The sequence below is a fragment of the Metabacillus idriensis genome (assembly GCF_009674765.1).
Lineage (GTDB): Bacteria > Bacillota > Bacilli > Bacillales > Bacillaceae > Bacillus_P > Bacillus_P idriensis.
In genome coordinates, this window is the sequence record NZ_WKKF01000002.1 from 748,678 (window position 1) to 760,665 (window position 11,988).

The following is an 11,988-nucleotide window of genomic DNA, read 5'->3' on the forward strand; positions in this document are numbered from 1 at the left end:
TTCTATAGCGCAACTTCGGACGCCCGTCAAACGGCGTCTTTTTTACGATACAAAACGGAGGTGAATCGCCATCAACGCAATGGTAACCGTTACTAACCTCGCAGGCACAGTCGAAGCCATAACGGACTACACCGGCATGACAATAAAGCGCCAAATCAACGGAGAACATACGCTAACAGTCGCAATCCCTAAAACGTCAAACAACGCTCATTCATTCGGTCTGATCGAAGAGGAAGCGCTAGTCGAATACGACGGCATTACTTACCGCGTCAAGGCGATTGAGGAACGCGCAATCAACGGAACGCCGTACAAAGTCGTCAATGCGCCGCACACTTTCTTCGACCTAATCGACGAATACAAATACGCCGAACTAACGAAAGGTACGAAGACAATCGCGCAAATCATGTCGTTTGTGTTCGCCGACACTCCGTACACATTCAGCGTCATTGACTCGTTCGATAACGAAGAGTTCGAAGGGTTCGGAAATGACAATGCGCTCGCTTTGTTTACGAACGCGCTCGAACGTTTCCAGGCGGAATATGAGCTCGTTGGAAATGACGTCAGGCTACGCAAGAAAATCGGCTCGACAGCGGACTATCAATTCCGATTCGGTCATAACGTCAAAACGTTCAGCAAGTCGGTAAACACTTTGAACTTATCGACGTATATCAAAGGCTACGGAAAGAAAATCGAACAGGCGGATATCCTTTTCGAATCAAAGAACTACGAAAGTAAGACCGGCACATGGGCGGACACTTCGGATCCTATCCATTATACGACGCAAGTAGGCGCTACCTTTTCCGCGAGCTTTACCGGAACAGGCGTACAGATGCGGCATTGGTCCGACCGAGATGGCGGCGTATGGGAAGTCGTAATCGACGGAAGCAAGCGCAAGAACGTCAGCACGTGGGCGAAGACGGAAGGGCGGAAGGTTATCGACTTGTTCCGCGACTTGCCTGACGGAAACCATACGCTAGTTGCAACGTTCAAAGGCGCCGATCCGAATCATAAGCCTCACAGCGGAACTGCTCGCGGATGGATTCATTATGGTCCGGAATACAAGACGCTCGAACTATTTCGTCCTCGTGTAGGCGATGAGTTTTATGCGACAGTTGCCGAATATACTTCGCCTGATGCCGGCAAGTATCCGCGAATCAAGCATGCTCCGCCATATCAGTCGGACTCGATTACGAATTACACGACATTGCTGCGGAAGATTAAAACGCTGATTCAAGAAAAACCGGAGATGACGTTCGAGATTGAAGCGACGCAATTGCCTTACGTAAATCTTGGCGACATCATTCCGACGATATACGAGCCGTTAGGCATCGACGTAGACTTGCGCGTAATGGAAATCGAGGAATATCCGGAAAGCAAGAAGGCGCCGAAGGTCGTTCTATCTAACGCGCTAAAGACGTTCGCCGGCGCAATCAATAATTACAACAAAGCGCTGCTCGATAAGATTTACGACGAGGCATCCGGAAAGCTACGCGAAAATGTATACAGCGAAGCGGTCAAGCGGGCGACCGAGGCGCTAAACAATTCGCTAACCGAGCTGCAATATCCGGCCGGCATGGGTATCGTTGCGGTCGACCCTAACGATCCTTTGCGATTCGTTGCGTTACGTTCGGCAGGACTTGGCGTTACAACAGATGGCGGAGTCACGTTCGCGAATGCAATCACGGCTGATGGCGTTACGACGAATCTGCTTACCGCCGGGCAAATTAAAACGAACAACGTACAGATTATCGGAAACGATGATCTTTTTTATTGGGACGGAAACGCGCTCATCGCTATTAACGCAGCCGATCCGAATAAATTTACGCGCTTGAACAGTAGCGGACTCTACTCCGCAGGAGGCGCATTGACGGTAGAAGGCAGCGATGGCCGCATATGGGTACAAGACGGAATCGTCCGCAACAGCCTCGTCGTTCAGCAAACAACGCCGGTATTCTACGGAGACACGATTACGGAGGTTGCTCGATATTTCCGCGCGACTGAATCTGACTACGACTTTATCGGCGCTTATCAAATGAATCACGAAGGGCGCTATCTGGTCATCGAAGGATACGCCATCGTTAACGAAGCAGGCGTCGGAGTGGCGGTCGAATCGTACGCCGGACTCGGATTTTATCAGACGACGACTATCGCGAAAGATACGAGCGCGACCGGTGCCAAGCCGTTCACAATTACGCTCGACTTAGGAAAGCCGACATATGCGCGGTCGCTATTCTATATAAAAATGCGCTCAGACAATGCGCCTAACCCGGGACGCTGCCGTATCAACTGGGTTACGCAATACGGATAAGAGGTGTAGGTCATGGAAGTTAAAATGTTTATCTACGTTAACGTGGACAACGAAGGAAATGTGACGACAGGAATCGGAGGAACTAATCCGGTGCCAGAAACGGAGTACAACTATTTCTTTATCCGCGACAGGCAAACGCTAGAAAATATAACGAAATTCCGCGTTGTGATAAACGACTTCAAGCCTGACCTTGCGTTAAAAGACGGTGAAATTCTCGAAGAAATCAAAACGTCAGAATTACCGGACGGAATTTAATCGCAAGGAGGTGTAACGAGTGCCGGAACCAAGCGGAAGAGAATTGTACGATAAATGGTCGGAGATGCGTGTAGATTTAGCGCAGATAAATACGAAGCTGGACTTTCTTATGGAATTGAAGCGCGACGTCGAGAAAGTGGACGAAAAGGTTGCCGAAGTAGATACAAAAGCGAACAAGGCGCTATCTATGGCGGAAGAGAACAAAGCGGACATTGCGGAGATGAAATCCGGAAATCAATTCCGGTTTAACGTAGTCATTGGCGCAATCCTAACAATCACCGGATTCATGGTAACGATAGGCATCGCTATTTTTACGTAAGTCGATCGACACCGCTAAAGGTTCCGTTGGCTCGTTACTTGAAGCGGTGTCGACCTTATATAAATCATATACGAAAGGGAGCGGTCAAGCAATGGCAAGTTTCGAAAAATTACCGCAATTGAAAGACCTTCGCGGAAAGACGTTATCGCGCGGGAGTTACACGGATCATGGCGCAGGAAGCAAGACAGACATTGCGATTCATCACTCGCTAACAAAAGTCGGAAGCAGCTCGGCGTTTGCGAACTATCACGTTACAGCGAACGGATGGCCAGGCGTAGCGTATCACTTCGTCATTCTGAAAGACGGCACAATCGAATGGAATCATAATCTCGGAATCAAATCGTACCATGTCGGCAACTCGAATAAGTTTGCGGTCGGCATCTGCGTAGTTGGCGATTTCCGCAGCGAGGAACCGACGCCAGAACAAAAGGCATCGCTATTTGCGCTACACGAATGCTTGAAGCGCGACATGCCGAATTACAAGCGTACGCGTCAGCATCAAGAATTTCCGGGCTATGCATGGAAAGACTGCTGTGCGTTCGACTATAGAGCGGTCATCAACGGCGCAGACAAAGGCGGAATCAATGTCGCGCCAGCTCCGGCGGAACAAGTTAAGTCGGAAATCATCGCCGCGCCAAAGCCGGCGCCGAAACCTAGCGTCAGCCTCATCCGCAAAGGCGACAAAGGGGAAACTGTCCGCGCGGTTCAATCGGAATTAAAGAAGCACGGATTTAATATCGCTCTTGACGGAATCTTTGGCGGAGGAACAGAGGCGGCAGTCAAAGCGTTCCAAAAGGCGCAAGGACTCGCGGCAGACGGCATCGTTGGCGAAAAGACGTTCGCGGCACTAAGAAAGGCGGCTCCGATTAAGAAAGCGGTCGTTGCACCGGCTAAACCGAAGTACGCCTTACCTAGCGGAATCCTACGCAAAGGCGATCGCGGCAACGACGTTAAACTCCTGCAGATTGCGCTTAAAGCAGCGAAATTCGATCCGAAAGGTTCAGACGGAATCTTTGGCGCAGATACAGAGGACGCGCTTAGACGGTTCCAATCGGTGCGTTTACCGTATGACGTTGACGGAATTTACGGAAGCAAAACGAAAGCAAAATTAGCGGAGGTGCTACAATGAAAAATAGTAGATGGAGCAATTACGGATTATGGATCGCATTAGTCAGCGCAGTCTTACTCGCGGTTCAAGCGGTAGGCGCACTCGTCGGATTTACGTTAGAGGATGCGAAGGTAAGCGAAATTATGGTCGCGGTTAACGCGATTCTTGGCGTACTTGTTGCGATGGGTATTATTACGAATCCTTCAAACGGTACCGGATTTAACGACGAAGAAAAATAACGAAACTTTTAACGGAGTCTTTGCGTATATTAACGCGAGGCTCCGCATACATATCTAGCGTAAATAGTTATTGCGCCAATATTTAGACGGAATGTATAATTACGGTAAACAAGGAGGAATGCGGAAAATATGAAGAAATTAAGATGGTTATTATTAGCGGCATCATTATGTGTCCTCGGTGCGTGCTCGAATGAAGCCGGAAGTGAATCGCCTGCAAAACCGAAACCAGTAGCCGAAGAAAAGAAAGAGCCAGCCAAAGAAGCGAAAACCGAACCGAAAAGCGATAAAATAGAGATTTCGCAATTTGCTATCGATATGGCAGACGAAACCGTTAAAAATAATAACCCGTTTGTTGAAGAAATTGCGCTTAAACAAAAAGACGATACTATTAGTATGGCGGTTGTTATTGGTAACGCGGCTACTAAAGAATCCGCCAAGCAATCCCTAGAAGATTTCGTACGGAGTCTAACAATCGGACTTGACGGCAAAGGACCGACGAAAGATTATTACGGAGAAGTCTACGACCAGTACCACGTATTACTTACCGCGGTAGATCCTCAAGGAAACGAAATTATAACCGGAGCAATGGCGAAAGGCACACATCGCATTTCCTGGTAAAATAAATAACGCCGCAAATAAGCGCCCTGACCTTCGTGGTTGGGGCGTTTTTCTTCGTTTAGGCATCGAAGAACTTATCGCGGTCAACGCTATAGCCCATCGACTTCAATGCGCGCTCCACTTTAACCCACGTAGAAATCTTCGGTACATAATCCCTATCGCTACACATCCGCGTCAATGACATCTCGCTTATCTTCGCTTTCCTTGCGACTTCCTTCTGCGTTAATCCTTTCCGATCCAACCACGCGCCAAACCTACTTCTCGGCTTTCTTACATCGAATAAACCCATCGCCAATCACTCCGTTTTAGCATCAGCATGTCCCGAAATAACTTTTTTTAAACGGTGGCAAAATTGTTGTCATAACGAACGAGCAGTCGCTAATACGCTATATCATACGAAACAAATGACGTATAAATCGTCGCGTCGCATATCGCATTCTAAGGCGCAAATCAGCGCGTATTAATCGGCAGGGTACGTCAGGTATACCGCCAGCACAAACACGCTAATATCACGCTAGAATCGCGTTAAAACGTGGCGGAACAGTCGGGACTATACTTCGTAATTAAACGGTGGAGGTGATGCGCTTGATTATCGAAATTGTTTCTTCGGTTGCTATGAGCGGTATACTCGCGGGAACGTATTTTTATCAGTCGGGAGGAGGCAGCGACGATCATCGTAAAATCGAAAAAATAGCGGCCGCCTGCGGTCTTGTCGTAAATGACGGAGGAAACAAACGGAGCATTCGGATTCATCGTCGCGCAAAAGGAAAGAATTACGCGGAGTACGTTTATCAAATTCCGTTAGGATTATCGTTCGCCGATTTCGAAAGGAAGCAAGATAACTTCCAAGACGGATTGAACGTTAAGCGGGTGGTAATCGACGTTTCATTTGCGGACTTCAAGGCGATAAATTGGCGCCAACATCCGAAGAAGATTGCCGAACAAATCCGGAAAGTCATTAATAAGCGGGCGAAGCAGCACAAGGAAATCGAAATGGAGTACGACGGCATGCTGAAGATTCGCGTGTATGATAACGGTATAAGCGAGTTCGTTCCGTTCGATGACGATACTTTACAGCGGTGCAAGGCGTGGCAGATTCCGTTAGGAGAAACGCGGAAGGGATTCGTTACGCATGACACTGAACTCGGCCATATGGTCGTAGCTGGCGCGACTCGATACGGTAAGTCCGTCTTTCTAAAGAACGTTATAACTACACTTATCGCGCGCCAATCCTCTAACGTAAAATTTACGCTTATCGACCTCAAAGGCGGCTTAACGTTTGCCCGATATAATGGCGCAAAGCAAGTCGAAACGATTGCGAAAGATGTGCCGGAAACCTTAGAAGCACTAAGAACGATACTCGAAGAGATGACCGCCAAGCAAGCCGAATATCTCGCCAATAATTTCGAAGATATAAAAGAAGCGAAAGATCCGCGCAGACACTTTATCGTAGTTGATGAAGCGGCGCAATTAGCAAGCAAAGGAATCACGGACTCAGACGAAAGAAAGATGCGGATTGAATGCGAGACAATCCTCGCTAAGATTACGCAAATAGGTGGCGGACTTGGCTACCGGCTTATCTTCTGTACGCAATATCCGACCGCCGATACTTTGCCGCGCCAGATCAAGCAGAATAGTGACACGAAGGTTTGTTTCCGGCTGCAGACCGCGATAGCAAGTACTGTCGTTTTAGACGAAGAAGGTGCGGAATCATTACCGCAGATAAAAGGACGCGCAATTTATATGACACCCGACGGAAAGCAAATCGTGCAGACTCCGTTCATCGAGAACGAATTTATCCGGAAGACCATCGAGCCGTACGTAAATATTCGCGCAAGGAAGGAGCCTAACGTAAATGAAAGCAGTGATAAAACGCGAGGAGCTAACGGAGGGATTACTCTTATCGTTGAAGACGCTTGACTATCTGACGCGCTCGCAAATCCAAGTATTACACGAAATGGGAAGCTCTCGAACGACCTCGCGCATAATGAAGGCGCTAGAAGACGAAGGTTACGTTAACAGCTTCCGTGATGGCGAAAAGGTTTATTATCTCAGCCGTGAAGGACGCGAGAGAATCGGAAGCAGTCGCATTAGAACGAAGACGGTGCAGGCGCGCCATTATATCATGCGTAATTCTTTATACATCGCGTTCAATGCGCCGCCTACTTGGAAGAACGAGCAGCGATTCGCGATAAAGGAGCGCAAGGACTTATCGATAAAAGCCGATGCCACTTTCGTAAAAGACGGACGCTATCATATCGTAGAAATCGATCATACGCAGAAGATGGCGGTCAATCGCACGAAGATTGAGAAGTACCGGAAGCTAATCGAAATTGGAGCGTTCAAGACGGCGCCAGCCTTCGTATGGATGACCGTTACAGATTATCGAAGAAAGCAACTGCAGAAGCTTTGCGAAGGAATGGATGCGCAGATATTTACGGTGAATGACTTCGTGTGAGGTTCGATTAAATAAGCGAATAAAAAAGGAGTTCGATTAGAATGGCGTACGCATTGAGAAGCAAGACGGAAGTAATCAGCGTTAGAGATTTCATGGCGGGCAACTATGGCGCACAGAAGCGGAAAGCCGTCATATCTACGGAAAAGCAGCAGAAGGCAGCGCTAATCGCCGCAACCATGTCGACAGTGACTGCGATGTTCACTCCGCAAATGGCGAGTGCTGGCGCGGTAGAAGGCGTTATCGTTCAGAAGACCGTCCACGCGTTCGAGCCTATCATCGGATTAATACAAGGACTATCGTATCCGGTCGCACTTATCGTTATGTTATCTGCGGGAATCATTTGGATGATCGGAAATCAAGACCGCGCAATGACGATGATTCAGCGGGCAGGGTTCGGATATATTATCGTACAGATGGCGCCGATGTTCATGAAGCTGCTCGTTGAAGTTGCGAAAGCATTCTAACGTTGAATAAGAACGCGCGTTCGTGTTATACTAACGGAAAACGATTGCGGAGGTAATCTTATGATACGCGACAGAGGTACGATAAAATGGACAGCGATGATGTTGCCGGAGCACGTTAAATGGCTGCGCGAATTTGACGAAGAGGACGGTCGCTCGGATAAGCCGGAGATTGACGACGATGTAGTCGCGGAAATAGAAGCGCGGATATTCTGCGCAATGGAAGCCGGCGAGGCGTTAACATTTAACGTTTGGCAGAACGGATGGAGAAAAACGATAGTGGCGGAGGTGCATTTCGTCGATCCAGTGACGCGAGAGCTACGGATGATTAATGCGGACGGGATGGCGGTACGGGTGAATTTCGAGGATATTATCGGGATAATGTAACGGTTACTTTATGATTGTCACGGAGATCCTTGGAAGGAAGAACGGTTTACATGGGATTAGCGAAAGGCACTTGTTCAATTCAGGTGTCTTTTTATCATTTTATGAACCTGTTAAAAAAAACGGATAGGCGCAATTTCCTTTCTTCGTCTATAATGAGAAGGCTGGCAATTTCATACGAATGTTCGGAGTGACTTACAATGTATTTTACCGTGCTTGGCCTTGTTTCTCTTATCCCGCTGCTGCTTGGGATGATTATATATATGAATGAGAAAACGATTCTTTCAAGAGCAATCGTTTATTTCTTAATCATGCTTTTTATTTGGCAGATAGATGTTGCTCTCTTATATGGAACGGATTTGTTTTCTGAGGAAACGGCAGAAATGTTGTTTCAAATAGGCCGCTTCGGATCAATTATGATCATGCCGATTTTATTTTACTTTATGTACTTAATGATTAATCATGAAAACGGAGCTGAGAAAAAGCACTGGCTCCGTATTGTTAACATCAAATCACTAATCATCATCATAATTTGGAGCCTGTCTGTTTTTTTCATTAATTTAACTTCTTATGGAGTATCAGGATTAATAGTAATAGAAGACGACTTTTTCCCGGATCATTACTATCCGGTTTTTGGACCTTTAAACTGGACGTACTACATAAATGCCATTTTTATATTCATTAACATCATTTTGCTTATCATTGTGTCGAAGAAACTATTAAATAAGGACTTGCGTTCTTTCAGTCTTTTTTTCTGCACATCGATTTTATTCGTGTTTATTAATGGAGTGCTGTCTGGCTATCAATTGATTCCTCTTTTTTTATCCAGCTTTGGGTCGGTTCTCTCGACTTTGATTATCTTTATGGCTTACTTCAATATGCATTCAAAAAGAATTCAATTGATGAACAGAGATTTAAGAGATCAGAAGGATTTTCTTCATAAAGTGATGGATTTAAATCCAAGTTATATTTATGTAAAGAACCATGAGCTTAAGTTTGTGCTGGCCAATAAGGCGATGTCTGCTTTATACGCCAAAGAAGTACATGAATTAATAGGAAAGATTGATTCTGACTTTAACGATCAGCCGGATCAAATCAAGAAAATCCGAGATGAAGAGCTTCAGATTCTTGCCTGGAAAACAGAAAAATGGGCGGAGCCGGAGCTTGCGATTGATTCAGCTGGGAATACAAGGTGGATTGAAGTGACAAAGATCCCTGTAAGATTAGAAGGGGAAACGTACATTCTTTGCATCGGCAATGATGTGACACAAAAGAAACGGGATGCAGAGGTTATTTTAATAACAGAAAAAATGAATGTCATTGGAGAGTTAGCTGCAAGCATTGCACATGAGATCCGAAATCCGCTGACATCCATCAAGGGATTTGTGCAAATTCTGCAGGAAGATGAGCATTTGAAGCAGAGCAGAGAACATTTAAGAGTCATGTCAGAGGAAATTGACAGAATCAACGAGGTAGTGGGCGAACTGCTCCTAATTGCAAAACCGCAGGTGCAAACAATCTTATCTGTTGACTTGAGGACAGTCATCGAGGACGTCATGACGCTGATGAAAAGCAGCGCTCTGCAAAATAACGTCAGTCTTAGGCTTACTCCAGAAGTGAACGGAGTATTTAAAGTCAGAGGGAATAAAAATCACTTAAAACAGGTTTTTATAAATTTAATAAAAAATGCAATTGAATCCATGCCTGAGGGAGGAACCGTTCATACCTCAATTGAGCATTTAGAGGATGGCGGCATCCGGATCTCAATTTCTGATGAGGGAATCGGGTTAAGTCAAGAAAGAATGGAGAAACTGGGAGAACCTTTTTATACAACAAAGGATAAAGGTACAGGTCTTGGATTAACGGTTTGCTATAAATTTATCCGGGAAGAGCACGCAGGAGAGATTCTATTTGAAAGCGAGGAAGGACGGGGAACGACTGTTCATCTTATCCTTCCCGCAGAATCTATCTAGTTTGCATCTTCTGTTTTAACTTGTTTTTGCTTAAATGCATTTGTTCCGATAACCCCGGCTATGATGAAAAAAGCGCCTATCCAGTGATAGAAATAAATGTTTTCGCTCAGGATAACGGCTCCTGCAGCAATTGAAATGACAGTTGATAAATTAGCGAACACGCTCATCTGAGAAGCTGGGATTTTCGAAAGAATGTAGTTTGACAAAAAAGAAGTCAATAGAGTTGCAAAAACCCCTAAATAGAACGTGAATAATAAAAACGGCACGTTTGTCCACAGGGAAACATACTGAACAAAATCACCTGCAGCCAAATGCTGAATAACGGCATATAGATTAAAAAAGATAAACCCGAATGTTACCATTATAAAGCTGAGCTGCAGGGGAGAATAAGAAACAGACAGAAATCTCGCAAGCACGGTGTAGCCTGCGATCGACAAACAGGCAATAAATAAGAAAAGAAAACCAAGCATACTGTTAAATTCGATGCTTGACCCTTTCATCAAAAAAATAAAAACGACACCGAATATGGACATGGAAATAAACAGAACTTGAATCAAGCTTGTTTTTTCTTTTAAAAAGACAGAAGCAAGCAAAGCGGTTAAAATTGGTGCAAATGCCATCAGGATGCCGCCTTCTGCAGATGTTGTGTGAAGGAGTCCGAAAGCCTGGAAGCTGAAAAACATGGTTGGATAAAATAAAGCAAGCAACAGCAGAAAAGCAAGAGATTTTCCGTTATTCTTAAATGAAGGCATTTTAATAGGCACAAAAAATTGCAGAAGCATCAGAACAAGAAAACCAAGTGTAAACCGGTATGAAAGGGTATCAACCGGCGAAGCGTCTTCAAGGGCGAGCTTTGTAAATAAAAAGGTAAGTCCGACTATTGAGGCATTTAATACAGCGCCAAGGTAAGGAAGCACCTGTTCTTTCTTCATCTTTCATTCCCCGTTTCTAAATTCTTATGTTCACCTTACCACTTTTTTTGTGGTTTTTATCAGTTCTGATTCGTTTTTTAAAATTTACTGACAGATGCATGAGCAGTGTTTGATGGTTTTTTGATTGGTTATGCTACTATAGAAGCATTCTATGAATGAATGAGGTGTTCTTATGAAAATTGAAGTGTGGTCTGACTTTGTCTGTCCATTTTGCTATATAGGAAAGCGCAGATTAGAAGAAGCGCTTGCCGGGTTTTCGCATAAAGATCAGGTTGAAGTTGAATATAAAAGCTTTGAACTTGACCAAAATGCTCCTCTGAACAGCGGGAAAACGATTGATGAGGCATTGGCATCCAAATATGGCATGACGATTGAACAGGCGAAGGAAGCGAATGCCGGAATCGGACAGCAGGCAAAAAGTGTTGGGCTGAATTTTCGCTTTGACGAGATGAAACCAACAAATACATTTGATGCTCACCGGCTTGCTAAGTTCGCTAAAACTCAGGGTAAAGAGGATGATATTACAGAAAACCTTCTTTACGCCTATTTTACCGATAATAAAAATTTGGGAGATCATCATATCCTTGCCGATCTGGCGGAAGCATCAGGGCTTGAGCGCAAGGAAGCTTTAGAAGTCCTTGGTGATAAAACTGCATACGCTTCTGAGGTGCGAAATGATGAAGGAATTGCACAGCAGTACGGGATAAGCGGCGTGCCCTATTTTGTCATTAATCAAAAATATGCGATTTCAGGGGCGCAGCGGGCAGAAACTTTTGCAGGTGCACTAAAGAAGGTTTGGGAAGAAGAAAATCCTGCACCTGAATTGCAGGATCTCACTGAAGGCAGCGGTAATGACGCTTTTTGCGCAGACGGCAGCTGTGCTGTACCGAAGAACAAAGAGTAGTCAATATGAAAGAAATAGCCTGGAGGCGG

At 45.5% G+C, this 11,988-nt stretch carries 14 protein-coding genes; 12 read left to right on the forward strand and 2 right to left on the reverse strand.

Going from position 1 to position 11,988, the window contains the following annotated elements:
- Positions 1-79 precede the first annotated feature (79 nt).
- The 6 genes from GJU41_RS12065 to GJU41_RS12090 all read left to right on the forward strand — a co-directional run bounded on the left by GJU41_RS12065 (position 80) and on the right by GJU41_RS12090 (position 4,847).
- Positions 80-2,308: a phage tail protein gene (locus tag GJU41_RS12065; RefSeq protein WP_154318722.1), complete on the forward strand. Its 2,229-nt coding sequence runs from the start codon at positions 80-82 to the stop codon at positions 2,306-2,308.
- A gap of 12 nt (positions 2,309-2,320) precedes the next feature.
- Entirely contained in the window at positions 2,321-2,563 is a 243-nt protein-coding gene (locus GJU41_RS12070; protein ID WP_154318723.1) for a hypothetical protein, read from the forward strand.
- A gap of 19 nt (positions 2,564-2,582) precedes the next feature.
- Positions 2,583-2,882 carry a hypothetical protein gene (locus GJU41_RS12075; RefSeq protein WP_154318724.1) on the forward strand — a complete coding sequence of 100 codons (300 nt, stop codon included), beginning with the start codon at positions 2,583-2,585 and terminating at the stop codon, positions 2,880-2,882.
- 91 nt (positions 2,883-2,973) lie between these two features.
- On the forward strand, positions 2,974-4,011 hold the full coding sequence (locus GJU41_RS12080) for a peptidoglycan recognition protein family protein (RefSeq protein ID WP_154318725.1): 1,038 nt from the start codon (positions 2,974-2,976) through the stop codon (positions 4,009-4,011).
- Positions 4,008-4,229 (forward strand): phage holin, encoded by a 222-nt coding sequence (locus GJU41_RS12085; RefSeq protein WP_154318726.1) that lies wholly within the window; start codon positions 4,008-4,010, stop codon positions 4,227-4,229. Before GJU41_RS12080 ends, GJU41_RS12085 begins: the two co-directional genes overlap by 4 nt.
- A gap of 129 nt (positions 4,230-4,358) precedes the next feature.
- Positions 4,359-4,847 carry a hypothetical protein gene (locus tag GJU41_RS12090; protein WP_154318727.1) on the forward strand — a complete coding sequence of 163 codons (489 nt, stop codon included), beginning with the start codon at positions 4,359-4,361 and terminating at the stop codon, positions 4,845-4,847.
- Between the two features lie 58 nt (positions 4,848-4,905).
- On the opposite strand, the gene GJU41_RS25220 is transcribed toward GJU41_RS12090, so the two are convergent.
- Complete coding sequence (locus GJU41_RS25220) at positions 4,906-5,136, reverse strand: helix-turn-helix domain-containing protein (protein ID WP_154318728.1); 231 nt, start codon at positions 5,134-5,136, stop codon at positions 4,906-4,908.
- Between the two features lie 290 nt (positions 5,137-5,426).
- Here GJU41_RS25220 and GJU41_RS12100 point away from each other — a divergent pair, with 290 nt between their 5' ends.
- The 5 genes from GJU41_RS12100 (at position 5,427) to GJU41_RS12120 (ending at position 10,123) form a co-directional block, all read left to right on the forward strand.
- Positions 5,427-6,767, forward strand: coding sequence for an FtsK/SpoIIIE domain-containing protein (locus GJU41_RS12100; RefSeq protein ID WP_224771403.1), 1,341 nt, complete (start codon positions 5,427-5,429; stop codon positions 6,765-6,767).
- On the forward strand, positions 6,703-7,305 hold the full coding sequence (locus GJU41_RS12105) for a replication-relaxation family protein (RefSeq protein ID WP_154318730.1): 603 nt from the start codon (positions 6,703-6,705) through the stop codon (positions 7,303-7,305). The genes GJU41_RS12100 and GJU41_RS12105 overlap by 65 nt, the downstream gene beginning before the upstream one ends.
- A 41-nt stretch (positions 7,306-7,346) precedes the next feature.
- Positions 7,347-7,769, forward strand: coding sequence for a TrbC/VirB2 family protein (locus tag GJU41_RS12110; RefSeq protein ID WP_154318731.1), 423 nt, complete (start codon positions 7,347-7,349; stop codon positions 7,767-7,769).
- 60 nt (positions 7,770-7,829) lie between these two features.
- A complete protein-coding gene (locus GJU41_RS12115) occupies positions 7,830-8,153 on the forward strand; it encodes a YolD-like family protein (protein WP_154318732.1) in 324 nt (107 codons plus the stop codon).
- Positions 8,154-8,350: 197 nt separating this feature from the next.
- Positions 8,351-10,123, forward strand: coding sequence for an ATP-binding protein (locus GJU41_RS12120; RefSeq protein ID WP_154318733.1), 1,773 nt, complete (start codon positions 8,351-8,353; stop codon positions 10,121-10,123).
- Here the strand turns inward: GJU41_RS12120 and GJU41_RS12125 are convergent.
- Positions 10,120-11,055, reverse strand: a complete 936-nt coding sequence (locus GJU41_RS12125; protein WP_070876063.1) for a DMT family transporter — start codon at positions 11,053-11,055, stop codon at positions 10,120-10,122. The two genes, GJU41_RS12120 and GJU41_RS12125, sit on opposite strands and share 4 nt — an antisense overlap.
- A 172-nt stretch (positions 11,056-11,227) precedes the next feature.
- Between GJU41_RS12125 and GJU41_RS12130 the strand changes: the two genes are divergently transcribed.
- Positions 11,228-11,959: a DsbA family oxidoreductase gene (locus GJU41_RS12130; protein WP_070876064.1), complete on the forward strand. Its 732-nt coding sequence runs from the start codon at positions 11,228-11,230 to the stop codon at positions 11,957-11,959.
- The last annotated feature ends 29 nt before the right edge of the window (positions 11,960-11,988 follow it).